The organism is Leptospira terpstrae serovar Hualin str. LT 11-33 = ATCC 700639, from assembly GCF_000332495.1.
GTDB lineage: Bacteria > Spirochaetota > Leptospiria > Leptospirales > Leptospiraceae > Leptospira_A > Leptospira_A terpstrae.
This window is the reverse complement of sequence record NZ_AOGW02000011.1, coordinates 176222-199877: the sequence shown is the minus strand read 5'-3', so window position 1 is coordinate 199877 and position 23656 is coordinate 176222. Positions and strand designations below refer to the sequence as shown.

Annotated in this window: 23 protein-coding genes; 13 read left to right on the top strand and 10 right to left on the bottom strand. The window is 35.3% G+C overall.

Features of this window, described 5'->3' with window-relative positions; genetic code table 11:
• Window positions 1-40: 40 nt before the first annotated feature.
• Together LEP1GSC203_RS14140 and LEP1GSC203_RS14135 are read left to right on the top strand one after the other, a co-directional pair.
• The gene (locus tag LEP1GSC203_RS14140) at window positions 41-274 is read left to right on the top strand and encodes a hypothetical protein (protein WP_002974572.1); all 234 of its coding nucleotides are present in this window, start codon (window positions 41-43) and stop codon (window positions 272-274) included.
• Between the two features lie 94 nt (window positions 275-368).
• A complete protein-coding gene (locus tag LEP1GSC203_RS14135; RefSeq protein WP_002974628.1) occupies window positions 369-626 on the top strand; it encodes a hypothetical protein in 258 nt (85 codons plus the stop codon).
• Between the two features lie 71 nt (window positions 627-697).
• Here the strand turns inward: LEP1GSC203_RS14135 and LEP1GSC203_RS14130 are convergent, their stop codons facing one another.
• The 5 genes from LEP1GSC203_RS14130 to LEP1GSC203_RS14110 form a co-directional block, all read right to left on the bottom strand.
• Complete coding sequence (locus LEP1GSC203_RS14130; RefSeq protein ID WP_002974613.1) at window positions 698-1759, bottom strand: methyltransferase domain-containing protein; 1062 nt, start codon at window positions 1757-1759, stop codon at window positions 698-700.
• A gap of 166 nt (window positions 1760-1925) precedes the next feature.
• Complete coding sequence (locus tag LEP1GSC203_RS14125) at window positions 1926-3122, bottom strand: EAL domain-containing response regulator (protein WP_002974563.1); 1197 nt, start codon at window positions 3120-3122, stop codon at window positions 1926-1928.
• A 29-nt stretch (window positions 3123-3151) separates the two neighbouring features.
• Window positions 3152-5662: an ATP-binding protein gene (locus LEP1GSC203_RS14120; RefSeq protein WP_002974675.1), complete on the bottom strand. Its 2511-nt coding sequence runs from the start codon at window positions 5660-5662 to the stop codon at window positions 3152-3154.
• 396 nt (window positions 5663-6058) lie between these two features.
• On the bottom strand, window positions 6059-7324 hold the full coding sequence (locus LEP1GSC203_RS14115; protein WP_039938061.1) for a methyl-accepting chemotaxis protein: 1266 nt from the start codon (window positions 7322-7324) through the stop codon (window positions 6059-6061).
• A 9-nt stretch (window positions 7325-7333) separates the two neighbouring features.
• Window positions 7334-7726, bottom strand: a complete 393-nt coding sequence (locus LEP1GSC203_RS14110) for an STAS/SEC14 domain-containing protein (RefSeq protein ID WP_002974688.1) — start codon at window positions 7724-7726, stop codon at window positions 7334-7336.
• Between the two features lie 243 nt (window positions 7727-7969).
• Here LEP1GSC203_RS14110 and LEP1GSC203_RS14105 point away from each other — a divergent pair, with 243 nt between their 5' ends.
• Window positions 7970-8209 carry a hypothetical protein gene (locus tag LEP1GSC203_RS14105; RefSeq protein WP_002974637.1) on the top strand — a complete coding sequence of 80 codons (240 nt, stop codon included), beginning with the start codon at window positions 7970-7972 and terminating at the stop codon, window positions 8207-8209.
• Between the two features lie 23 nt (window positions 8210-8232).
• Here the strand turns inward: LEP1GSC203_RS14105 and LEP1GSC203_RS14100 are convergent, their stop codons facing one another.
• Window positions 8233-8814: a hypothetical protein gene (locus LEP1GSC203_RS14100; RefSeq protein WP_002974617.1), complete on the bottom strand. Its 582-nt coding sequence runs from the start codon at window positions 8812-8814 to the stop codon at window positions 8233-8235.
• Between the two features lie 215 nt (window positions 8815-9029).
• Between LEP1GSC203_RS14100 and LEP1GSC203_RS14095 the strand changes: the two genes are divergently transcribed.
• The 3 genes from LEP1GSC203_RS14095 to LEP1GSC203_RS14085 all read left to right on the top strand — a co-directional run bounded on the left by LEP1GSC203_RS14095 (window position 9030) and on the right by LEP1GSC203_RS14085 (window position 11469).
• Window positions 9030-9659, top strand: coding sequence for a DUF2306 domain-containing protein (locus LEP1GSC203_RS14095; RefSeq protein WP_002974726.1), 630 nt, complete (start codon window positions 9030-9032; stop codon window positions 9657-9659).
• Window positions 9660-9763: 104 nt separating this feature from the next.
• Window positions 9764-10231 carry a MarR family winged helix-turn-helix transcriptional regulator gene (locus LEP1GSC203_RS14090; RefSeq protein ID WP_002974624.1) on the top strand — a complete coding sequence of 156 codons (468 nt, stop codon included), beginning with the start codon at window positions 9764-9766 and terminating at the stop codon, window positions 10229-10231.
• Between the two features lie 56 nt (window positions 10232-10287).
• On the top strand, window positions 10288-11469 hold the full coding sequence (locus tag LEP1GSC203_RS14085) for a thiolase family protein (protein ID WP_039938060.1): 1182 nt from the start codon (window positions 10288-10290) through the stop codon (window positions 11467-11469).
• Between the two features lie 762 nt (window positions 11470-12231).
• Here LEP1GSC203_RS14085 and LEP1GSC203_RS14075 read toward each other — a convergent pair.
• Window positions 12232-12741, bottom strand: a complete 510-nt coding sequence (locus LEP1GSC203_RS14075; protein WP_002974605.1) for a hypothetical protein — start codon at window positions 12739-12741, stop codon at window positions 12232-12234.
• A 375-nt stretch (window positions 12742-13116) separates the two neighbouring features.
• Here LEP1GSC203_RS14075 and LEP1GSC203_RS14070 point away from each other — a divergent pair, with 375 nt between their 5' ends.
• Window positions 13117-13476 (top strand): cysteine rich repeat-containing protein, encoded by a 360-nt coding sequence (locus LEP1GSC203_RS14070; RefSeq protein ID WP_002974632.1) that lies wholly within the window; start codon window positions 13117-13119, stop codon window positions 13474-13476.
• Between the two features lie 145 nt (window positions 13477-13621).
• On the opposite strand, the gene rnk is transcribed toward LEP1GSC203_RS14070, so the two are convergent.
• A complete protein-coding gene (rnk, locus tag LEP1GSC203_RS14065) occupies window positions 13622-14038 on the bottom strand; it encodes a nucleoside diphosphate kinase regulator (protein ID WP_002974745.1) in 417 nt (138 codons plus the stop codon).
• 239 nt (window positions 14039-14277) lie between these two features.
• Here rnk and LEP1GSC203_RS14060 point away from each other — a divergent pair, with 239 nt between their 5' ends.
• The 5 genes from LEP1GSC203_RS14060 (at window position 14278) to LEP1GSC203_RS14040 (ending at window position 20566) form a co-directional block, all read left to right on the top strand.
• On the top strand, window positions 14278-14622 hold the full coding sequence (locus LEP1GSC203_RS14060) for a MarR family winged helix-turn-helix transcriptional regulator (RefSeq protein ID WP_002974671.1): 345 nt from the start codon (window positions 14278-14280) through the stop codon (window positions 14620-14622).
• A gap of 46 nt (window positions 14623-14668) precedes the next feature.
• Entirely contained in the window at window positions 14669-15100 is a 432-nt protein-coding gene (locus LEP1GSC203_RS14055; protein ID WP_002974748.1) for a hypothetical protein, read from the top strand.
• Window positions 15101-15348: 248 nt separating this feature from the next.
• A complete protein-coding gene (locus LEP1GSC203_RS14050) occupies window positions 15349-16920 on the top strand; it encodes a TolC family protein (RefSeq protein WP_002974615.1) in 1572 nt (523 codons plus the stop codon).
• Window positions 16917-19979 (top strand): efflux RND transporter permease subunit, encoded by a 3063-nt coding sequence (locus LEP1GSC203_RS14045; RefSeq protein WP_002974746.1) that lies wholly within the window; start codon window positions 16917-16919, stop codon window positions 19977-19979. Before LEP1GSC203_RS14050 ends, LEP1GSC203_RS14045 begins: the two co-directional genes overlap by 4 nt.
• A gap of 20 nt (window positions 19980-19999) precedes the next feature.
• Window positions 20000-20566 (top strand): TetR/AcrR family transcriptional regulator, encoded by a 567-nt coding sequence (locus LEP1GSC203_RS14040; RefSeq protein ID WP_232225904.1) that lies wholly within the window; start codon window positions 20000-20002, stop codon window positions 20564-20566.
• Here LEP1GSC203_RS14040 and LEP1GSC203_RS14035 read toward each other — a convergent pair.
• Window positions 20556-21137, bottom strand: coding sequence for a DNA-3-methyladenine glycosylase I (locus LEP1GSC203_RS14035; protein WP_002974725.1), 582 nt, complete (start codon window positions 21135-21137; stop codon window positions 20556-20558). The genes LEP1GSC203_RS14040 and LEP1GSC203_RS14035 overlap by 11 nt on opposite strands.
• A 280-nt stretch (window positions 21138-21417) precedes the next feature.
• On the bottom strand, window positions 21418-22383 hold the full coding sequence (locus LEP1GSC203_RS14030; protein WP_002974700.1) for an alpha/beta fold hydrolase: 966 nt from the start codon (window positions 22381-22383) through the stop codon (window positions 21418-21420).
• 255 nt (window positions 22384-22638) lie between these two features.
• Here LEP1GSC203_RS14030 and LEP1GSC203_RS14025 point away from each other — a divergent pair, with 255 nt between their 5' ends.
• A complete protein-coding gene (locus tag LEP1GSC203_RS14025) occupies window positions 22639-23625 on the top strand; it encodes a M14 family zinc carboxypeptidase (RefSeq protein ID WP_002974606.1) in 987 nt (328 codons plus the stop codon).
• Window positions 23626-23656: the final 31 nt, after the last annotated feature.

Genomic DNA, 23656 nt, shown 5'->3' with positions numbered 1-23656 from the left:
TAAAAATCAAAAAATATTCCTTCTTGGAATTATTGTTTTTTTGCCAAATTGTGTTACTGCAGGAAAAGTGGGATACCTTGTTCCAGCAGAAAATGATTCGGCAGAATTGTCGGATACTGTTTTGGGCGAAAAATGTGGAACAGTCATCATTGGGATTTATGATGATGTAATTGCAGACGCTAAAACCAGAGGTAATGTCAAAAATCAAAACGTTGGCTTACAATGGAATGCAGATATGGCATCTGCTTGTGCCCAAATCAGAAAGTTGAAATAAAAGGAAAAATATGAATATGAAATGGTTGTCATTATGAGCAATTGTATTTGCGGTTAGTTGTTCGTATAAAGTTGGAAATTTTAAAGAGTTTTCCTTGGAAGTTCCTACAAATTTAGAAGTTGTTGGAACTGGACCTGTGGAAGGTAGAGAGTGTGGTTACTCTGGTTTTAATAATACTTGGTATAACCAAAGTATCGCTGAAGCAACACGCGATGCACTTAGCAAAGCTCCTGGTGCTACTGGCTTAAAAGATGTTACTATCAAAGGAAAACATGGTATTTGGTTAGTTTTAAATTGTGTTTACGTAGAAGGAACTCCTGTTATTGAAAAAACTGCAGGAAAAAAGAAGTAAATAAACTTTTTATCCATAGGGATAATTCCCCTATGGATAACTTTCAAATTTTTATTTTGTATTTCGCTAGATCAACAACAAGCACCGGATGTTTGGTCACCTGAACTTGCAGCCACCGGGTTTGGACCACAATCAAAAAGTCCAAAATGTTTAGATTTGTCCCCAATGATTTTGAAATGATCTTTATAATGAGTTGTAGAGACCATGTCTGCTGTATTTCCACAAACTAACATTGGTTTCCCTGTTGTAAAAACATGGTGGTCATCTAAAGTAAAAGAATGTGGGAACCCATCAATAGTACCTTGGTAATAGGCAACTTGACCGTAGTCTTCGCAGCGGTCCTCTAAAGGAATTTTAAAAGCTCTGAATGTAATGGAATAAAAATTAATATTTCCAACTTTCTTTTCGATCTCAGGGTTTAGTAAGTTGATTTTAAACTGCGATACAATACGAAAATCGTTTACACCTAATTGTAAGAGTAATCTTCGAAAATCTTCTGTATATAAGGCTCCACCTAAACATTCACCAAGCAAAACTGGATCCTCTTTTAATTCATTGGGAATTCTTTGATCAGAGAAAACATCGGAAAAATACAATTCACCTCCTGGTTTCAGGACTCGGAAAATTTCAGAAAAGACAAGCTTTTTGTTAGGTGATAAGTTTGTGACGCAGTTGGATACAACTAAATCTATGGAGTTATCCTCAATTCCGCAGGACTTTAAGTTTTCTATATAACCTTCTAAAAATGTAACGTTGGATTTTTGGTAACCAAATTCTTTACGATGGTATTCAAGATAAGAAATCGCTACATCCAACTGTTCCTTCGTCATATCAATTCCAATCACTGATCCGGATTCACCAACTAATTGCGATAATAGATAGGCGTCTCTTCCTGTACCACATCCTAAATCCAATATAGTTCTTCCGGATAATGCTGGTGGGAAGGGAGAGCCACATCCATAAAATTTATCTTTTACATTTGAATGGATTTTGGAAAGGAATGGCAAATAGGATTGCGGCATTGTTTCTATGCTGCAGCAAGCGGTTGTTTTTAAATCTTTATTTGTTTGGAGAACTTTTCCATAATAGTTTTGTACGGCGTCGAAAGTATCTGATTCAATATTTGTGGGCATGTTCTTTGTTCCAATTAAGAATGTGAAAGTATTCTAAGGATTATATTTTTTTGAATCTTTTTGCTGTAAATAGAATCATTTCAGTTAGATTTCAGATATTGTTGAAAATAATTGGTTCCCTGCTCATTCTATTGGTTAAAAAGCACATGATTCAATTCTATATTTTCTAATTTAAATTTTGTTCACAAAATTTTAAAAACTCATCTAAGCTCATAGGTTTTGCGATATAGTAACCTTGGCCTAATTCACAATTCATACTTTTCAGTTGTTCCCAATCATTTTTTGTTTCAATGCCTTCTGCTGTACATTTCATTTGAAGTTTTGTTGCCATTTCGATACTTGAATTGATGAGAACTTTTGATACATTGCTAGTGGTCATTTCTCGAACAAAAGATTGGTCTATCTTTAATTCAGTAAATGCAATGCGAGAAATTTGCTGCATACTTGAATATCCAGTTCCATAATCATCGATCGATAACCCAAATCCTTTCATACGAAGTCGTGCTAGGTTTTCAAGAGCGGGTGCCATATCCGTCATAGCCGCTGTTTCTGTAATTTCGAGTATAATAAATTTGGGGTTCACTCCTGATTCTAACACAATGTGAGTAATTTTATCTGCAAGTTTAATGTCAGCTAATGAAGTTAGAGAAAGATTAACTGAAATTGATATCTCGTGTCCTTTTTCATGAATCAATTTACAGGCCTTAGCTGATTGTTCTAACATAGTAAATGTCAGAATGTCTATGTGACCTGATTTTTCTAATAAATCGATAAATGCATATGGTGCTATAACTCCCCGTTGCGGATGTCTCCACCTTGCTAAAGCTTCCGCACCAATCAATTTACCAGTAGCCAAATGTATTTTTGGTTGGAAGAATGGAACGAAATCACCATTGGTTAGTCCTTCGAGAATTTCACCTAATGTAAAAAGAGATCCATGTTTGAATTCTTGTTTTTGTTTTGATTCACGAGATTTGTAAATAGAGAATAGAGCTTCTAGTTGAGCTGGTGTAATTGGTTTTTCAATCGCGCCAAGTAAATAAATCCCATAGGCGCTCGCCATTTTCCTAACTGATTCAATCAATGCTCCATCCAAAGCACTCATAATAATTGTGGCAATGGAAGAATGAGAATTTCCAATATGTCTAAGAAACTCCATCCCATCCATTTCCGGCATATTTAAATCGCAAAGAATGATATCGATCGAACTTAAGGTGGAATCCTTCAGAATATTGAGTGCTTCCGTTCCAGTACGAGCTTCCTGAATGTTTTTAGAACCTAATCGTCCTAAAATATCTACAATGACTTCTCTTTGGAAGTCATCGTCTTCTATCACTAGAAAAGTTAATTCATTTGCAACCATAATCTCACCTTAACAAAGCAATATACTACTCATAGGATTTCAATGAAGGATTCCATACTCAGAACATCTTCTTTCATTGTCTCAATTTCTCTTAATGCACTATCTACATCGTTATCTTTTATAAAGGATTCAATTTTTAAATATCCATTTACTAGATCTCTTGCGCCAGCTACTTTGCTTGATCCTTTTAACCTGTGAGCAAGATGTGCAGCTTCCGTTAAATTCATTTTTGATAATTCTTCAATGAGTTTTTCTAAATCATTTTTGTGATGTCGTTTGAATTTTTTTAAAATTGCGATTTGTTCTGATTTGTCGGCTACTATGTTAGAGAGATCTTTTATGTCGATTGGTGATGTGGAGCTAACGTAAATATCTGAGTACTCATTTTGAATTGGATTTAATAAAGTGGGTATCCATTTGAGGAGAGTTTTTTGAAGTACAGTCAAACGTGCTGGTTTGATTAATATTTCATCCATCCCTACAGAAAGACAATGTTCGTTTTCATCGCTCAAAACATTAGCGGTATATGCGATGATTGGAATTCTTTTTTTATAATTATTGTTTTCTAAATTCCTAATTTCTTTTGTCAGTGTATAACCATCTTTAATTGGCATATGACAGTCTGTAATTATTAGATCGTATTTATTTTCCAACCATAACTTAAGTGCTTTTTCACCGTCTTCTGCTCCATCTACTTGAATACCGAACAATTCAATTTGGCGAATCAATAATTCTAAGTTTACTGAATGATCATCCACGACCAAAATTCGCGGGGTATTAGATATTGGAGTTAAAAAAGGTTCAATAGAATCTTCTTCAACAGTGAGTGTGTTTAATGAATTAATATCAATATCTATACAAGGTAGAGAAAGTGTAATACTAAATGTTGAGCCAACACTTGGTGTACTATCAATTGTGATCACTCCATCCATTAAATCTGCTAAACGCCTGCAGATGGCAAGCCCAAGCCCTGTTCCACCATACAATCTTGCAGTATCAGCAGTAGCTTGAGTATATGATTGAAACAATCTTGATTGGTCTTTTTTACTTAGACCAATCCCTGTATCATTGACGGAAAATCGTATTTGTTGCGCATGAGTGAGATTTTTTACCAACTCGGCAGAAACTGTAATTTTCCCATTTGAAGTAAATTTGATTCCATTACTAACAAAATTATTCAAAACTTGCGAAAGCCTAAGAGGATCCATTAAGTGTGCATTTGAAATATTTTCATCAATTGTCGAAGTTAAAATTAAACCTTTAGAACTTGCAATATGGGAATAAGTTGTCACTACTTCGGAAAGTAGTCGACTAATGGATGTTGGCTGGAGAGATAATTCTAATTTTCCTTCTTCTATTTTTGACCAATCCAGAATATCACTTAAAATGCGGAGTAAACTATTTCCAGATTCCAACGCATTTTTGACCATATTCTTTTGTTGGGTGCTTAGCACAGTTTTGGAAAGTAATTCTAACATCCCAATGAGGCCACTAAGTGGAGTACGAATCTCGTGACTCATGGTAGCTAAAAAAGAATCCTTTGCTTTATTTGCTAATTCTGCATTCTCCTTTGCTTTCTCTAAAATAGTTTTTGCTGCTACTTCTTCTGAAATATCACGAAACACTAAAATGGATCCGATGATTTGACCCGATCTGTTACGAATAGGTGCGCAGTTGTTTGAAATATTGATTTGTCTGCCATCGCGATGGATTATCATTAAATCCTGGTGATTCCCTTTTGGTTTTCCTGTAGAAAGTACTTCAAATATTGGAATTTCTTTGGGTAATCCAGTTTGTGCATGAATCAAATGCAAAATTTCATTTACATTACGGCTCATAGCGTCCTTTTCTTTCCATCCTGTCAAATCTTCGGCAACAGGGTTTAGCCGATTTACAATTCCATGTTCATCTGTTGTAAGTACTGCGTCGCCAATCGAGCTTAAGGTGATAGATAGATTCTGTTCGCTATTTAATAAGGCTTCATTTTTTTCAATAACTTCTTTTGCACGAGTAAATACTTCAAATTCCATCTTTGCAATTCGGTCTTGCATATCTTCCGTAATATCGGATTGTACTAATTTCTGTTGTTTCAAATAAGCAAACTCTGTTACATCCTCTGCTCGATGGATAATGCAGAGTAGGTTTCCCTCTTTATCTAATACAGGTGTGTTTCTTGGACTCCAATACCTTACTTCGAACCCACTTCCATCAGATTTTGGAATATCATACTTTTGCATTGTCATAGTGCTCGCAACTTTGTAATTAAGCACTTGCATCAATGAAAACTTAAGTTGTTTTACACCATCAGCATTTTCATCATCTGGATTATCTGGGAATATATCAAAAATGTTTTTTCCAATTACATTTTCTCTTTTGATAAGAGTGGCATCTGCATAGGCATTACTTATGTCTATGATGTTCAGGTTTAAATCTAGGATCATATAAAGTTCTGCAAGAGATTCGAAAATGTATTGAAAATCTAATTGCGCCTTTATTTTGCTAATAGATTTTGATTCCTTTTTTGACTCATCTTTATCCATATTTCATTTTCCAAGGGGATGACAAAAAGATAAAAAAGTAAGAACATCATGAAATTTTAATATAGGCAATCATAAAAATCTAACTATTGCGAATTGGATTTTGTAATAAATATTATGATATTTGTATTATAGTGATTGTACGTAGATTAAAGAATGAGAAAAAATTATCAAAAAGAATGATATTTTTTTAAAAAGACGCAATAAAAAAGGAGTTTGTTTTTTGAACAAAGTTCGGAGATGAATCGGCTATCTTTGGTTTTCTGTAAAACCTAACTGGCGGTAGGTTTTACGATTTGTGTTTTGATTCAAAATGTAAACAAACTGCGAATCAATGGAAAATCCTTGGCGCAATTAGATAATTTACCAAGGAAATGTAAACTATAGTATAATGTAACTTTACTTAAATAATAAAATAACGCCACCGATATCATCAGTTGTAGATTTTATATTCTCTAACAACTTAGATAAATTTTCTCCTTCCGAAAAAGTTGCCTTTACACTTGAGTCCATTGCTTGTGCAACATCGGAAATTAATTTTTGTGAGTTATTTTGGTCAGCAATATTTTCTTTAATCTCTGCTAACATTTGTGAGAGTTGCTCGGATTCGTATATGAGTTTCTCTTTAATATCAATTTGATTTGTCGCAGATTCCGAAATGAAATCGATTTTTTCAAAAATTTGTTTTACTTCGCCAATGATTTCCTTGTACAACTGGTTCGTTTCACTGATCTTTTGGCGGTTAAGAGTTACTTCTTCTTTGTTACGTTTAACGTTATTATCAATTTCTTTGATGCTATTTGAAGTTTGAGTTGCAAGTTTGGATACTTCTTGTGCCACAACAGCAAATCCACTTCCGTATTCACCGGCTCTTGCTGCCTCTATGGAAGCATTTAAAGCTAATAGGTTTACTCGTTCGGAGATTTCTTTAATGACGATGACCATTCCTTCAATTTTTCCAGAACTGATTGCAATGTTTTCTATTACCTTTCCCATTTCCTCCATTGCTTTATTTCCTTTTTGGATTTTGTCCGAAATGCCAAAGGTCAACCTTTTGGAAAGGTTACTATTTTTTTCTGATTCATTGATATGCTCAGAAAGTATTTTAATACTTTCTGAAACTCTAATCAGTGTTGAATAGTTATTTGTAGAGGCATTTTCAATGTTTGTCATGTTGTCCGTCATTTTACGGACAGTTAAATCTAAATTTTGAGAGTAATCTTTTTGTCTGATTAAACTCGAATGAAAAGAATCATCAGCAAGTTTTGCATTATCAACTGATGCAGATAAACCAGCAGTAGCATCTTTTAATAGGGTAATGATATCTTGAAAAATATGTAATAATTCAAATAGAGAAAGTAGGATTGAATCTACCTGATTACTTTTTTTAAGTTTTGATTTCACAGAAGCATCAATACTCAAATTTCCTTTAATCGCATTCGTTAGAGTGGTTTTGATAATTGAGAATTGTCTTTTATATTCAGTGATTTGCATTATCACTAAGATTATGGCAAATAGAGAAATAAGAAGTCCTATCGATTGTAGGATTATCTGAATCCAACTTGGTGTCGCGTTTCCCAATATTGAATATAGAAGTGCAGCAACTTGTGTTGAAACTACTAAAATCGATAAGACTATGTAATGAGTTGGTTTGTTAAATTTCATCTATGGAATCTAAACTGACTCCAACCACTTAAATCCTTCTTCAGGAGTTTCAAAAATTTTGACTTCTATACCGTTAGTAGCAAAAAAATCTACAAGGTTTTTTTCAGACATAGCGGACAGTGCAGATTGTGGTTGAACAAGTGCCCATTTTTTCCAACCAGCTTTGATTGCTCTCGGAGTCCAGTCGTTGTTCACCCATTCTACATCTTCTGCAGTATGTGTCCCCATATTTCGATTGTCGGACAACCATTTGACTGCTTTATTTTGAATGAGAGCTTCGACACCTTTATCCAAACTGTCTCTTAAACTAGCCCCAGTATTTTTACCAGTTTGAGTTAGAACAACGATCTTTTTATCTTCCTGGTATTCAGTAACTGCTGTAGGGCATTGAAATATAATCATTCGATTTTATCCTTCTTGTTGAAGTGATTCATATTTTTTAGAGACGAAAATTGCAAGGTAAATCTAAGCTTACTTTGTCATTTTTTAATTTTTTCGAAGTAAGAACTTGGAACTGTTTATTTTAAAGTTTTCCAACAGAATCAAATGGTTCAAAACGTCCTATATTGAACTCCATTAGAAATTCGATTGAATTCAGTTTGATATCGAATCATTATTTTATCGATGAATGGGTGTGAATGAAATATGACAGAAAAACGATACTGGAAAAATTCTGAACCCTACCACCTTGTGGAAGTTTTATTGGAAGGAAATTCTATTGTTTTTAAGGATTGGTTTGATTCGGGGAAAGATCCAAATCGTTACGATTGGTCTTTTGAAGAATTTTTAGATGGAAAAGGTAAATCTGACATTGAATACCATTTAGGTTCTCTTGATTATCAAGAGATTTTGAATGAGGTGAAAAAGAAGTTTAGAGAAAGGTAGTAACTTTAATATTCATTGTTTTTTTATTCATCATCTTCCATAAAATCATAGGTTGTGGTCCCAAATAAAAAATCTGTAAACTCTGTGAAATTGAATCCAGCGCGTATTCCCAAATAAAATCCGAGGGAAACTTCAACACTTACAGGTTGGTTACAATGTTTTTTTCCTGTGCTCGTTTTTTTATCCGTAAAAAAAACTAACATCAATATGTTGGAGGCGTCGTAAGTTTTTTTACGACTTCTTTTTAAGTCAGGGTAAACGGGTCTGTGTTGGTTTGAGTTTAGGATGAGAAAGGAATTACCCATTTGGTTCGTGAATGTTCTATTACTCGGTCCACCAAAGATTCCTATTTCGTCTACTCCGCCAGCTTTGTATAAACCATATTGCCCGTTACGAACTCCGATTCCTTTTGCATTTTGGTTTAATTGTAACCCACCCCCCAAACACCAAAGCCAAACTCCTGCTCCATAGTGATTCGTTTCCACGCCCAAGGTAAAAGAATCCGCAAAATCTAATCCTCTATTGGATAGGTAATTTCCTGATGTTTGGCAAGATAGTAAATTGATAGTACAAAATAGAATGATAAATATTCTTGGTCGTAACATTTGTTTGGTTAGAGCAGTCTGAAATTTTCAAAAAATACAGTCCAATCGTTTTTTAGATAAACATCGATGTTGTGAATTTTTTCACGCAAGGGATAGTAGCGGATAGCCAGTCCACCTGTCGAACGCTAGGTGGATGCGCCAAAAAAACAATTTTCAAAGTTTCTTTTTTTACTTGCTGGATCATTATTTTTTGATGCAATGTGCAAAGGAATACAATGGCATCAAGTTCTAAGAAAGATTATTTCATCATCGGCTCTCTTCTTTTTTTAAGTTTAGTTCCAGGAATTGCCGGCGGCGTGCGAATTTTTAATCTGCTGACTGGTGTTGGTTTTACAGTGGAAAACCAAAGATTTTTTAATGATCCGATTCCAGTTTTGATTCATATTGTTGCAGTAATATTCTTTAGTTTTTTGGGTGTCGTTCAGTTTGCACCAGGGTTTCGAAAAAAACATTTGGTTTGGCATCGAATTTCTGGAAGGGTACTCGTTTTTACGGGACTTCTCTCTGCGGTCTCTGGATTGTGGCTTACTCTTGTGTATCCTAGAGTTCCAACTGATGGAGATTGGTTGTTTGGAATTCGTATGGTAGTTGGTGTTTGGATGACCATATGTTTGTTAGTTGCTTTTGTTTTTGTTCGCAAGAAAAAAATTACGGAACATAGTCATTGGATGACTCGCGGTTATGCCATTGGGATGGGAGCAGGTACACAGGTTTTTACACATTTGCCTTGGTTTTTGTTGGTAGGAGGGGATCCTGCAGGTATTCCAAGAGATTTGATGATGGGTGCTGGTTGGCTGATTAATTTTTTATTTGCAGAATGGATTATCAGGAAAAACGAAAGGTAACTGTTTTATTTAAGGAAAAATGGAGATGAATGGTTTACTCTTAATTGATTTTGGATTGACAAAATAGTGTATATACACTATTTTGTGTATTAGGTGGTACGAGGATGAAATATTCACACGAAGACTTAAAACAAATTGGGTTATCTTGTTTGAACCTGAGCCTTCGTCGAACTAGTCGATTGGTTACAAGCTATTATGATATAATGTTAAAACCATCAGGACTTAGGATTACACAATTTACTGTTCTTGCAGGTATCGCTTATGAAAAGGATCTAAGTATTACTGACCTTGCAAATCTAACGGATATAGACAGGACTACTTTGCAACGAAGTTTAGAAATTCTAAACCGAGATGAGTTAATTAAAATCGAAAAAAAAGATATTGGAAATGTCCGTAGCATTTCACTTACAAAAAAAGGAGAAACTAAACTGGCAAAGGCGATGGATCTTTGGAAACAAACGCAAGAGTTGATCACGGAAAATTTAGGAAAATCTGAATTTAAACAAACATTAAAAATTTTAGCCGAATTAAGAAACATTCCTGTCTTACAGATAGATTCTGTAGAGGAATGATGAGTCAAAATTAATAAATCAGGATACATATAGTGTATATACACTATAAATAGGAGCTGAAAATGGTAGTAATATTAGATGGAGTTAGAACTCCCTTTGGAAAGTTCGGGGGAGGATTAAAAGATTATTCTTCTTCGGAACTTGCGGTCATTACGGCAAAGGAAGCGATCCGGAAAATCGGATTGGATCCAGAAGAAATTGAAGAATCCATATATGGAAATGTGATCCAAGATGATAAGGATTCAGCTTATTTAGCAAGACATATTGGCCTTCGGTCAGGTCTGAATGAAAGTTCAAGTGCCTTAACAGTGAATCGACTTTGCGGTTCTGGTATGGAGAGTGTGATTATCGGATCACGTAAAATTCTATCAGGTGAAAACAATCTGATTCTTGCTGGAGGAACAGAATCCATGAGTAATGCTCCCTTTGTTTTAAAAAATGCGAGGTGGGGAAATAAATATGGTAACACTATTGCGGAAGATCGTTTGGCTCAAAGTCTTAATGATTGTTATGTGGATTTGACGATGGGTATGACTGCAGAAAACATTGCTGAGTTTTTTCAGATTTCTCGACAAGATCAAGATGAATGGGCTGGTATCTCCCAAGTCCGAGCAGAAAGCGCCACAAAATCTGGAATTTTTTCGGAAGAGATTATAGCTGTACTTAGTAAAGGAAAAAATAGCCAATGGGTCGAAAAGGATGAATTGATTCGTGGGATTTCTTGTGTAGAACAACTAAAGACATTGCCAACTGCATTTTTAAAAGAAGGAAGTATTACTGCAGGAAATTCATCAGGTATCAATGACGGTGCAGCTTCTTTACTGATAGCATCAGATAAGTGGTCGGAAGAAAAAAATTTAAAACCATTAGCAAAAATTATTGGATACGCGACAGTCGGTTGTGATCCTAAAATGATGGGTCTTGGTCCTGTTTTTGCGATTCCGAAAGCATTACAACTGGCTGGCGTTCGTTTGGAGGATGTTGATTTATTCGAAATTAATGAGGCCTATGCTTCGCAAACACTTGCTGTGATCAGAGAACTCAATTTAAATCCTGATAAAACGAATGTAAATGGAGGAGCCATTGCGATCGGACATCCGCTTGGAGCGAGTGGAACACGTGTGATTCTTACTTTGGCTTATGAACTCCGTAGGAGAAATTTAAAATACGGAGTGGCTTCTCTTTGTATCGGCGGAGGACAAGGGATAGCGATCGTATTAGAAAATTCTGCACAATGAAGTTGAAAAAACTAATGGAAGTTTTGTTTCGGATCATGTTTATTAGTTTCCGCCGGAACTGAACTTCCTATCTTTGTGATGGACTTCGTATTTCAGTTTTTTAGTTTTTAATTTAACTGAATCAGAAGAAATGGGGAAATGCTGAGTATTGTCATTCCTACAGATAATGGAGAAAGTACTTTTTTTCAAGATTCGTTAGTTGAATTTTGGAAACACCCGGAAGTAGAAATTATTTTAGTAAATACTTCGGAGGCATCGACTCGAGCAGAGAGACTGAATCTTGGGTTTCATAAATCAAGAGGGGAAATGATACTTTTCCATCATCCCCGAACTAAACTTCCGAAGGGAGCATTAGATCACCTAATTAAAATAAGTTGCCAAAAGGATAAACAAATAATTTGGGGTGGATTTATTCATCAATTTGATGATCAACATTTTCTTTTACGATTTATTTCCTGGTATTCCAATGTAGTTCGAGTAAAATGGAGAGGAATCGTTTATTTAGACCATTGCATTTTTTTTGATCGAAGACTTTGGAAAACTGATATGAGTTTGCTTTATCTATTTGAGGATACCGAACTGAGTCAAAAATTTAGAAAAAATTCGCATCCGGTACTTTTGCCTTATCAGGCAATTACATCGGCACATCGGTTTAAAAAAAAAGGGATACTCAAACAGTCTTTACTTAATCAAATATTAAAATTGGGGTACTTTTTAAAAATACCCTCATCTTTCCTTTTCTCTCTTTACCAACGATAGAGATTATTCAATAAAAGTTGCATTTAAATCAGTAACAGCATTCAAACTGCTTGTGCTAGTAAAAAGTTGAAGTCCATAAGTTCCTGCAACTGTAAATGTCAAAGTGACTCTATTTGCAGTTCGAACTTCATTATAAACCGTTGTCATACTGGGAGAGCCACTGATTGGACAAGAAATTCTTTGAACGAAATGAAAAGGATTAAATATGTAACCATTTACAGAATTCAAAGAAGTTGTCGTTGAATTTACTGTCAAAACTGAGCCAACTTTTGCGATTACATTCATATAAATAATTCCTGTTGTTGGTCTAAAATCAACGGGAACAGCACTTAGATCATAGATAGTATATCCATTGCAGACACCAGAAGAGGAGGTGGCATTTCCTGAAACACTAGGTAAAGCAAGTAATCCCAATATTTCCTTATCTTGGTCGGAATCTTTTGGATTACATGAGTAAAAAATAGCTAATAGGAAAAGTGGAACGAAAGTATATTTTTTAATTAATATATTCATAAATATTTATATATTATATAGTGTGCTTAATTATCGCATAACAGTCAAGAAATAAACATTACATTTGTTAGTTTGTACTTAATTTTATAAAAAACATGGTAATGAATTCACGTTTGGATGTTTTTTTGGGGAAAACACCAGATAATATTTGTTAATGCACTTAGAATCTTTCCAAAAGGGTATTTTTGCTGAGGTTAGGAGTTTTACAGGTGAAAGTGCCCCTTGGGAACAGGTAAAATCAAGCAATTCCGTCTAAAGTAAGGTTCAATATTGCAATATATTGGACTTAGTTTCTTGATTTACAGATTCGAAAATTGATTTTAGAATCAGGTTTGTTTACGATTGTATTTTTAAAAATAAGGAAAGATTCTCAATATGAAGCCAAATTTACTCATTCTTTTATTCTGTTTTCAGTTAAGTTTGTATGCAGAGTCAAAATCTATTTATGAAGTTTGTCAGCCAGAGATTGCAACCTATTGCCAAGGAGTAAAACTTACCAAAGCTAGGATTTTACAATGTTTGAAAGAACGCGGGAAAAATTTATCAGATGCCTGTGAAGCTGGCCAGAGTGCACTATCGGATACCATGAAAAATAAGTCACAAGGCCTTTGTAAAGAGGATGTAAGTGAATATTGTCGTTGGATCATACCTGGTGGTGGTCGGATCTTAAAATGTTTATTCGAAAATGAAACCAAAATCTCTAACCAATGTAAGGTTGTTTTGAATGAACCATGATTTGCGCTTGCGGATCTGAAGGGTTTGGTCTGCCGATAGGTAGACGGGAGCGAACGCGGACCCCGTAGGAGCCCGGCCTTTAATGATAGGAATCCCAAAGATTGTATCGATTGGGAACGCAACAAGTTGGTCTACCAGTGGAAGTTTAGAGATGATAATCTCCGTTTGCCTCTGGTTGGTATTTGATGTTGGTAATTTGGAATTGGTTTTGTCCTCCAGGAAATTTCCACTGGATTACATCTCCAATTTTATAACCTAAAATTGCCGTTCCTATCGGTGCCAGTACAGAAATTTTGTTTTCTTGGGTATTGGCATCTTCTGGAAACACTAACCTAAATTCTTGAAATTCTAATTCTTCGAGATTTTTTACTTCTATCACAGAATTCATAGTCACATAGTTAGGTGGAATAATACGAGAGTCGACTTTTTGAGCTCTTTCAATTTCTCCTAATAGATCTTTTACATTGGTCTCTACTTTATTTCTTTTTGTATGATTTGAAATTAACAATTTCAATCGGTCATAGTCAAAATGAGTGAGGCAAATTTTGTTTTTTGTATTCATTTTTATTGCTCCTGTAAATTAGCGTAAACCTTTAGACTATCATTTTGGCGTTTCACTTGTCAAGAGGATTGTGGTTTTATGGCCTCTCACCTTTCCATTCTAACTTGACAAAATTTGAGGAAAGTTTATTGTTGCTATAACAACAAATGTCAGATTCATTCGATTTAGAAAACTCATACGCTTATCTCATTTATCGGACAGTCCGTGCTTTGCGACGTCAGTTCATGAGGTTGGCATCAATGAATGGATTGGAATTGTTTCCCGAGCAGTGGTTTGTTCTCGTTCGTTTAATGAAACAGCCTGGTTGTAGCCAATCGGATTTGGGAAGGGATTTTGACGATAGACCTTCTATGGCGAGGGCTCTTCGGAATATGGAAGAGAAGGGTTGGATTAAAATTCAGTCCGATCCAGAAGATAAAAGAAAAAACCAGGTATATCCTACCAAAAAAGGTTCTGAGATATATCAATTGATGGTGTCTGTAGTGACTGAGGAGCGCAAACGAATGTTTAAAAAACTTTCTGCACAAGATTTTAAAACATTCAAACGGATCATTGATCAAATTTATGAGGAATCGTTGGATTAATTTTTTTTAGTAATTTGTTGCTATAGCAACAAATGGAGGTTTGTTTATGAAAGACTTAGTATTTGGATTTTTAGTGATTTTAGGAGGAATGATGATCACAAATCAAACAAAGGCAGAAGGGAATCGGGATTCTTTGGAAAAAGAATTCATTTCAGTTATGAGAAATATCGACGAAAGGAAAGTTTCTGAAGTTGAATCAAAGTTCCATGGGGAATATGCAGATAGTGTTTATCTCAAAGGAAGTGATACGATATTCAGTTCTAATAAAACAAATTATATTCAATCACTAAAAGATGGAAAGATCGGTGGTGTCGAAAGAAAGGTCCACATTCACTCGATAGATTTTATGGACCAGTTTGGATTTGTAAAAGCGGAATTAGAAAGTAAGGTTATGAAATTTCAATCCATGTATACTTTCTATTGGGACCAAAAAGAATGGAAGTTAATCAAAGCAGTGGTGGTTGCTGAAAAAAAATAAATATAAATTCTCCAAGCCCAGAAGGTTTTTGGTTCCAATGGACTTTTAGTCTGACTAAAAAAACTTTCTGGATTTTTTTACTTACTTAGCACTCAATTTTCCACTGGCATCATCAAATCCCCTACATTGATTCAATTTTCTTAGTACAATTCCGGCAAAATTTCCGTTTTCCTAGTCTGTATTTTTTTTACTTGCCAGGAGACAAAATAAACGATATTTGTTCCCTAAAGAAACAAAGGATACAAATTATGTTTCCAAAGCAAATAATCGAAACTCAACAGAATCCTACCACCGTTTGCCTGCTTGCGGTTATTTTTGCACTCTCAGGGCTTCTTGGTCCGATCGAGGCAAAAGAACCAGCGAAAGCAAATATCCTTCGCATGGACGACATCCTTCGGATGGCCTGGGAAAACCAAGTCAGTCTGCAGACACTGAAGTTGCAGCTAAAAACAACGAATTACGAATGGGAAAAAACAAATGGCGCTTATGCATGGACTGCGGAGGCAAAAGGAACCGCAAAAAATACAACCAACTTCAACCTGCCCCAATATGCCATTCAGGGAACAAAAATAACAGATAACAGCATACAGGCGGGTATCAATAAAAAGTTTAGCACAGGAACCTCACTCGGTATTGCTATCATTGACAATCGTTATGAAACGAATGCTGGTAAAACACAAAGTTCCAGTGGGTTTTCAAGTTTTGCTCAACCTTCTTATCATTTTGCCACTGTGGGAATCAATATCAGTCAGGATCTCCTAAAAAACTTTTTTGGATACCAAGATCGGTTAAAATTAGCGACTGCTAGGCGCTCATCATCAATCCAAAGATTAAATACTTTAGATTCATTATCTAAAAGTTTGGTGAATTCGTTGATCGAGTTTTGGAATTTGAGTTTGTCCGAGGAAGTTCTAGAAACAAATTCTTCCTTACTTGGAAATGCCAAATTGATCCGCGACATTTATTCAAAAAAAGCAAACTTTGGATTTGATACTACGGGTGATATCCACCAATGGAATTCCATTGTTCTTTCTGCTACGAGTGCCGTAAAAAATTCTGAATTAGAAAGAAACAAAAACAGAAGAGACTTATTGACATCTTTAGGAAAGGAACCAGAAGAAAGTTTTTCCTTTTTACCAGTATTGATTGAAGAACAAGTTGCAGTAACTTCTGATTATGAAAAGGAAGTTTTAGTTGCCTTAGAAAAAAGATATGATGTTCGGGCATCACTTTTGCAATTAAAAAATTCAGAAGACAATTTGAAGTCAGCAGACAACGGTTTGTTGCCAAAATTTTCCGTTGGTGGGACATATAACTTTAAAAATTATGACCAACAATTTCCCCAAGATTTTTACGGAATTCTTGGTGGTAGGTTCAATCAAAACACTGCAGAATTTAAATTAGAATATCCTTTAGGAAATGAAATTGCGGAAGCAGAATATACAAAGGCTGAATCCGAAAAAAGACAAGCGCAATTAGAATGGGCAGAAACTCAAAATAAAGTAAGAGCTGATTTATTATCAAAACGCGAAAACTTAACTGTCAGTTATGAACTCTTTTTAGAAGCAAAGAAAAATAGAGAGGAAAGTAAACTTTTTTATGATAAGGCTTTGTCTGCATTTCGCAATGGAAGGGGAACATCCATTGTATTAAGAAATGCAATGGATGCTTATGTTCGTTCACAGTCCAACCATTCACAATCTCTAATCACCTATAATATTGCTATTATCCAGTATGAGATTTCCAAAGGCACTTTCTTTGAAAAATACTCATTAGATCCAGAACAACTTACTTTACTAAACACCGAGGAAAACCAATGAATTTAGCAAAATTATCCATACAAAGACCTGTATTCATCGCTTGTACAGTCATTCTCATCGTTGTTGTCGGGATTGTTAGTTTTGGCAAACTCGGGGTAGAAAACTTTCCGGATATCAGTTTTCCCACAATATCCATCAATGCAACTTATCCTGGTGCGGCTCCCAATGAAATTGAAACACTGGTCGCCAAACCAATCGAAGATGAACTTTCTACAATCTCTGGATTGAAAAAACTTAGATCTATTTGTAATGAAGGATCAGTGGTCATTGTTGCAGAGTTTTCTTCTGAAACTGTCATCAGTTATGCGGAGCAACAAATTCGCGACAAAGTTGCTTTTGCCAAGAAAAAACTTCCCGCAGAAGTGGATGAACCTGTTATCAAACGATTGGATCCGGCAGACCAACCCATCTTAAGTCTTTCACTGCAATCTAATTTAGAAGATAATGAATTTTATGATTTTGCCTCTGAGACCATAAAACAAAGGTTAATTTCTATTTCGAACGTTGGATCCGTAGACATTGTAGGGGGAAGGAAAAAGGAAATTTGGGTAGAACTGGATCGAAATAAATTGAAATCCAGAAATTTGTCTGCTTCTCAAGTTTCACAAAGAATCGCTGCTGGAGGTGCTAACATTCCGGCGGGAAAAGTAAGAGGGGAACGATCCGATTTATCTTTTCGAACCATCAATGAATACCGAAGTTTTGATGAAATTCGAAATGTCCCAATTAGTTTTTTAAATAATGAAGTGCCAATTCAGTTGTCCGATGTGGGTCGAGTGGTTGTAGGTTCAGAAGATGTGACTTCTCTTGCGTTTTGGAATGGAAAACCTGCACTATTTTTACTCGTTTATAAACAATCAGGTGCTAACTCGGTTCAGGTGGCAGAAGCAGTAAAAAAGAAAGTTGCAGATCTTCAGAAAGAATTTCCGGATGTCAAATTCGATTATTATAATGATTCTTCTAAAGTGGTTAAAGATAATGTTTGGGACGTAGAAGAATCCATTTATATAGGAATTGCACTCACGATCATTGTGGTGTTATTTTTTTTAGGTAGTGTTCGTTCCACATTGATTACAGGACTTGCTTTACCAACTTCACTTCTTGGTTCTTTCATTCTAATGAGTTTTGCTGGGTTTACCATCAACCAAATGACTTTGCTTGCGTTATCTCTTGCAGTAGGACTACTCATTGATGATGCGATTGTGGTCAGAGAAAATATTCACAGACATAAAGAGATGGGTAAGGATAGCAAACAAGCAGCACTTGATGGAACGAAAGAAGTTACTTTGGCTGTAATTGCAACTACATTCGCGATTTTGGCTGTCTTTGGTCCCATTGCTTTTATTGATGGAGTGATCGGTCAAATCCTTCGTCCCTTTGGACTAACCGTATGTTTTGCCTTACTCATTTCCTTGTATGATGCATTAACCATTGCGCCGATGATGTCAGCATATTTTGGTGGAGAACATAACCCCAAAGAACCGGGAAAAATAGAAAGATATTTATCGGTTCCACTTCGTGCCTTTGATCGATTCCAAGAAAAATTAACCAATGGTTATGTGAGAACTTTGCAAATATCAACCAAACATCCATTATTCGTTTTAGGGATAGCGCTGTTTATATTTGTAAGTAGTATATTTGTATCAAGGACTTTAAAATCCGAATTCATTCCAACACAAGATTTAGGTCAATTTACAGTAACCTTTGAACTGCCACCTGGTTCTAGTGTAGAAGCTACAAAAGAACTAAACGAAAAAGTTAATACACTTTTGCGATCTAAAAAAGAAGTGAATTTAACTGCTGGGTATGTAAAACAAAATAAAATTGATATCTATGTGGAATTAGTTCCTGCCAAAAAGAGAAAACTGAATACTCCACAGTTCAAAGACTACATTAGAAAAGAACTATCACCTTACGCTTATGCAAAACCTATCGTAAAAAATTACGATGCGATTGGAGGTGGCCAAAGATCCTTTTCCTTTGTCATTACTGGAAATGATCCAGAAGAAGTGGAATCTTATAGTAAATTAGTATTTGAAAAAATAAATAAAATTCCTGACCTAACAGATCCAGACATTAGTCTCCGTGAAGGTGCCCCTGAATTTAAAATTGTTCCGAAGGGAGATCAAATTGTAAAGATGGGTGTAAATCCTCAGTCATTAGGAAAAGAACTTAGAACAATGCTTGAGGGTGATACTCCTGCAGTGTTTCGAGAAAAAAACTTAGAGTATGATATTCGTGTTAGAATGTTAGAAGAACAAAGAAACATAGAAAAGAATTTTTATCATGTCTCTGTCCCAAATATCAACGGTTATCTGGTCCCGCTTTCTTTTGTTACGTCAGGTGTTCCCACAACTGGACCTGCTACGATCCAAAGACAAAATCGAAGTCGGTCTGTAGAAATATCTGCGGATACGGATCCAAATGGGCGTGGGTCTGGGTATGTAATGTCTGAATTACAAAGAATTTTAAAAGAGGAGCTACCAACACCTGAGGGAATCAAAGTTTCTTATAGTGGGCAAACGGAAAATTTGGAATCTACGGGAAAGAATATGGCCATCGCACTTGGGTTAGGAGTTGTGTTTATTTATCTGGTGCTTGCTTCGTTGTATGAAAGTTTTATCATTCCGATTTCCATTTTGGTGGTAATTCCACTAGCAATGACAGGAGCATTCTTCGGTTTGTTTTTGACTGGCAAATCAATGGATATATTTGCGAATATTGGGATGATTTTACTTTTCGGATTGGCTACTAAAAATTCGATTCTTCTCATTGATTTTGCAAAAGACTTACAAAATACTGGAGTAGATACTCGGACTGCACTTATCGAGGCAGGAAGGGCGAGGTTAAGGCCGATCCTAATGACATCAATTGCACTGATTGCGGGGATGTTGCCTGTTGCCATTGGACTCAATGAGGCATCCAAACAGAGAACCAGTATGGGAGTGACAGTGATTGGAGGTTTGATTTCTTCTACCATTCTTACTCTTTACGTGATTCCTGCGGTGTATCAGTACATAACAAGATTGATTGATTCCATGAGTAAAAAGACAAAGTGAGGGTTTTTAATTTGGATCCGGTGCAGATTAGAATATTAGAAAAAGCAGAAGAATTATTCTTAAAGTATGGATATTCCAAAACAAAAATGGAAGAAATCGCAAGTTCACTGAAGATCAGTCGGAAAACTTTATATAAATATTACTCCAATAAACAAGATCTGATGGAATTTTATATGGAGTACAAACAAAATGAAATTCAAAAAGTGATTCAGGCGATAGCAGATGATGAGACATTAACAGCAGTGCAAAAGTTTTCCAAAATGCACCAGTCTCTTGTGGAAGAATCTCCATATGTGATGAATGATTTGTTTATTAGAGAAATTTCAGAGATGTTCCCGCATCAAATGGAAAGATTTAGAAAACGTAGAGAAAAAGAAGTCCCTGAATCTATTGGGAAGATATTTCATATGGCGAAAATGAAAGGAGAACTTCGGGAAGGTTTTATGCCCGAAGTTGCCGTCCATCTTTTTCTTTCTTCCATTGAAATGATTCTCAGCAATAAGAATTCTATTACAATTCCATTGAATATTCATGAGTTTCAATTAGAAGTTGTGAATGTAATATTTTATGGAGTACTCAAGAGGTGAGTTCCTGATAACGAAAACAACTTTCTACATGGTCATTAACAAGTCCACAGGCTTGCATATGGGCATAGATGACGGTGCTTCCTACAAACTTAAATCCGCGTTTGATTAAATCTTTGCTGAGGGCATCAGATTCTTTCGTTGTTGCGGGCACATCTTTTAAACTTTTTCGTTTGTTTTGAATGGGTTTGTTGTCTACAAAACTCCAAATGTAATTATCAAAAGATCCAAACTCTTTTTGAATTTCCAAAAAACGTTTTGCGTTGTTTACTGCGGCAAATACTTTCAATCGATTCCGGACAATCGATGGATCGAGTAATATTTTTTCTAATTTTTTATCTGTGAATTTTGAAACCTTAGTTGGATCAAAGTTTGCAAATACTTTTCTATACCCTTCGCGTTTCTTTAAAATCGTAGACCAACTCAGTCCCGCTTGTGCTCCTTCCAGAATTAGAAATTCAAAATGAATTTGGTCATTGTGAACGGGGACACCCCATTCTTCATCATGGTATTTAACGTAATCGTCAAATTTTAAACACCAGGAACAACGTTCCTTTTTTTTCTCTGCTGTCATATTGATTGATTCCATACTGCCTATAAAAGCATATTTTAACTATTCATGCAGAATCTAACCTTAGGTTAGGAATTGTACGGATGAAGTCAATGCCATTGTATCGAATCCTCTCATGGTGTAACAATATTCTTTTTGGAGTTCTGATTGCATGATTACATGTTGTAAAAAAATTATTGCCTATTGTTTGTCCTTCTTGTTATATTTGCTCTCTAAAGTATAAACGAAGTTTGAGGAGTAAATATGAATCGATTTTCAATTCTAAAACTAATTTTGGTGTTTGCTACTTAGAAATTCCCTGTAAAAGTAAAAAATTTTCGATCGCCAAATCTCTTTCTTTTAATTTGTCAAAAAGAATTCCATAATGGTTTGTTTTGATTTCTTTTCCACTTGCGTTTGGAATTCTTTTTAACATCGAGTTGAATGATTCTTTTGGTAATAGATCGTCATTGGGAAATAAATTCATTTCTGTTGCGCGAAGGATGAGAGTGGGTGCCTGTATTTTTTCAAATTCTAGATTTTTGTTTTCTATCATTTTTGAAATCACTCGTTTGGGATCTAACATTACATATTTTAATATATTTGCAAGTTGTATGGATCCCCCCATTTCTTTAAGTTCTTCTTCCATAACAAACTTTGGCATATGGCAGACAAATCCTGCTTTATATTTCTGTAGTTCAAGTCGGAAGTATTCTTCGATTATTTTTGACCATCGAGGAACCAAGGGTGAGTTTTGCACCAGCTTTAAATAATCAGAAACCGTTGGGTAAACGACATCCAATCTATCAAAGGACTGTTTTAATACTTTGAGTATTTGAATTCTTTTAGGCAGAGAAAGAAGACCGCCACCATCCATAAGAATCATTGCTTTCACCTGTTCTGGAAAAAGAATCGCATAACGCAGAGCAATCATACAACCGAAGGAATGTCCAAAAAAAATAGGGTTTTTTATTTTGTAATGAGAAATTATTCCTCTCAGGTCATTGATATGATTTTGAAATCCATAACCTGATTTTGGTTTATCTGAATTTCCTCTTCCGCGTAAATCATAAGACAAAACTCTGTAGCCTAAACGATTCAATTTTTCTGCCAAAGGTTTCATCGAATATAAATTTCCTGACAATCCATGCAGACAAATAATTGTTTGTTTGGTACCAGGCCAAATTCCTAGATGTAATTTTGTTCCATTGGTTGTAACGAACTCTTCCTTGTATTTTTTTGTGTTTGTTTTTTTTGCAGGTTGTCTCATTGGTTAAACTTGGACTTAAGCCAGTTTTTACGTAAATGAAATTCATAAACTTTATTTTATATATTGTTCAATTCTATCTTTATCTTTTAATTTTTCCCGAGTGAACTCATTTTTCGTAACCAAATTGTAATATAATTAAACTAAATTGAATTTCACCAAAAGGTTTCCGTTTGAGAAAGTGAGACTTGCCGAGGTCATTCATTTTTGGTTTCGTGATATTTGAAAGTGTAACTAGGGTTTATAGGTTAATATTTGATGCTTAGAGGAATGAAACGTCTCAATCGATACGAGAATAGGATATTGAAGATTGTAAAGTTAGGTGGTAAACTAGTTAGGTTCAAACAGTTTGGTTTTTCCACAAGGACAAAAGAAGGTTTTCGATTTCCCATTTATGTTTTAGAAATTGGAAAAGAGAAAGCAATCAAACAAAACGTAGCTGGTTTAGTTGCGGGTGTACATGGTTTAGAAACGATCGGAATTCGTGTGCTATTAGATTTTTTGGATGATTTGTTTAGTCGCAAAAATTCGGAATTATATCGAGAGATTAAAGATGGGGAGCTTGGAATTGTCTGTATTCCAATCTTGAATCCCGGTGGTGTAGCAATGAAACGTAGGTCGAACCCTGGTGGTGTTGATCTCATGCGAAACTCTGGCGTGGAGGCTGTGAAAGCTCCTTTCTTTTTTGGTGGCCATAAGCTTTCCAACGTATTTCCATATTATAGAGGCAATGTTTTACAGGCAGAATCGAAAGTATTAGATCGATTTTACAACAAATATCTGTTACCTGCCGAAAACTTTATGATACCTGTAATCGATATTCATTCTGGATTTGGTGCAGTAGATCATGTTTGGTGGCCGTACGCAGGAACTCATGAACAGTGTATAGATGAACCTTTGTTTCAAAAAATTGCAAATCATTTAACTACTAAATTTAATCATATCTTATATCGGTTTGGTCCTCAAAGCGAAACCTACACAACCCATGGGGACCTTTGGGATCGTTTGTATAATCAGTATCAAAAAGCAAAACTCAAATCAAATCCGAATGGATCAAGATTTCTTCCTTTAACATTGGAGATTGGAACTTGGGCTGACATTCAATTGGATCCTTGGAAAGTTTTTAGAAAACGTGGTATTTTTAATCCTGCCCGGGAATCAAAACAAGAATTGATTATAAGTCATCGAAAATTTCTGACAGATGTTTTGCGATTGGCTAAAAGTAGTATTCTTGATTTATCTTAATGTTAAAAAATAAATCTGTCGGTAGGGAACT

Bases quoted from the DNA above. Each gene is read 5' to 3' on its own strand.
- LEP1GSC203_RS14130 (WP_002974613.1), bottom strand. From the start codon at position 1,759: ATGCCCACAAATATTGAATCAGATACTTTCGACGCCGTACAAAACTAT.
- LEP1GSC203_RS14125 (WP_002974563.1), bottom strand. From the start codon at position 3,122: ATGGTTGCAAATGAATTAACTTTTCTAGTGATAGAAGACGATGACTTC.
- LEP1GSC203_RS14120 (WP_002974675.1), bottom strand. From the start codon at position 5,662: ATGGATAAAGATGAGTCAAAAAAGGAATCAAAATCTATTAGCAAAATA.
- LEP1GSC203_RS14115 (WP_039938061.1), bottom strand. From the start codon at position 7,324: ATGAAATTTAACAAACCAACTCATTACATAGTCTTATCGATTTTAGTA.
- LEP1GSC203_RS14110 (WP_002974688.1), bottom strand. From the start codon at position 7,726: ATGATTATATTTCAATGCCCTACAGCAGTTACTGAATACCAGGAAGAT.
- LEP1GSC203_RS14105 (WP_002974637.1), top strand. From the start codon at position 7,970: ATGACAGAAAAACGATACTGGAAAAATTCTGAACCCTACCACCTTGTG.
- LEP1GSC203_RS14100 (WP_002974617.1), bottom strand. From the start codon at position 8,814: ATGTTACGACCAAGAATATTTATCATTCTATTTTGTACTATCAATTTA.
- LEP1GSC203_RS14095 (WP_002974726.1), top strand. From the start codon at position 9,030: ATGGCATCAAGTTCTAAGAAAGATTATTTCATCATCGGCTCTCTTCTT.
- LEP1GSC203_RS14090 (WP_002974624.1), top strand. From the start codon at position 9,764: ATGAAATATTCACACGAAGACTTAAAACAAATTGGGTTATCTTGTTTG.
- LEP1GSC203_RS14075 (WP_002974605.1), bottom strand. From the start codon at position 12,741: ATGAATATATTAATTAAAAAATATACTTTCGTTCCACTTTTCCTATTA.
- LEP1GSC203_RS14070 (WP_002974632.1), top strand. From the start codon at position 13,117: ATGAAGCCAAATTTACTCATTCTTTTATTCTGTTTTCAGTTAAGTTTG.
- rnk (WP_002974745.1), bottom strand. From the start codon at position 14,038: ATGAATACAAAAAACAAAATTTGCCTCACTCATTTTGACTATGACCGA.
- LEP1GSC203_RS14060 (WP_002974671.1), top strand. From the start codon at position 14,278: ATGAATGGATTGGAATTGTTTCCCGAGCAGTGGTTTGTTCTCGTTCGT.
- LEP1GSC203_RS14055 (WP_002974748.1), top strand. From the start codon at position 14,669: ATGAAAGACTTAGTATTTGGATTTTTAGTGATTTTAGGAGGAATGATG.
- LEP1GSC203_RS14050 (WP_002974615.1), top strand. From the start codon at position 15,349: ATGTTTCCAAAGCAAATAATCGAAACTCAACAGAATCCTACCACCGTT.
- LEP1GSC203_RS14045 (WP_002974746.1), top strand. From the start codon at position 16,917: ATGAATTTAGCAAAATTATCCATACAAAGACCTGTATTCATCGCTTGT.
- LEP1GSC203_RS14035 (WP_002974725.1), bottom strand. From the start codon at position 21,137: ATGACAGCAGAGAAAAAAAAGGAACGTTGTTCCTGGTGTTTAAAATTT.
- LEP1GSC203_RS14030 (WP_002974700.1), bottom strand. From the start codon at position 22,383: ATGAGACAACCTGCAAAAAAAACAAACACAAAAAAATACAAGGAAGAG.
- LEP1GSC203_RS14025 (WP_002974606.1), top strand. From the start codon at position 22,639: ATGCTTAGAGGAATGAAACGTCTCAATCGATACGAGAATAGGATATTG.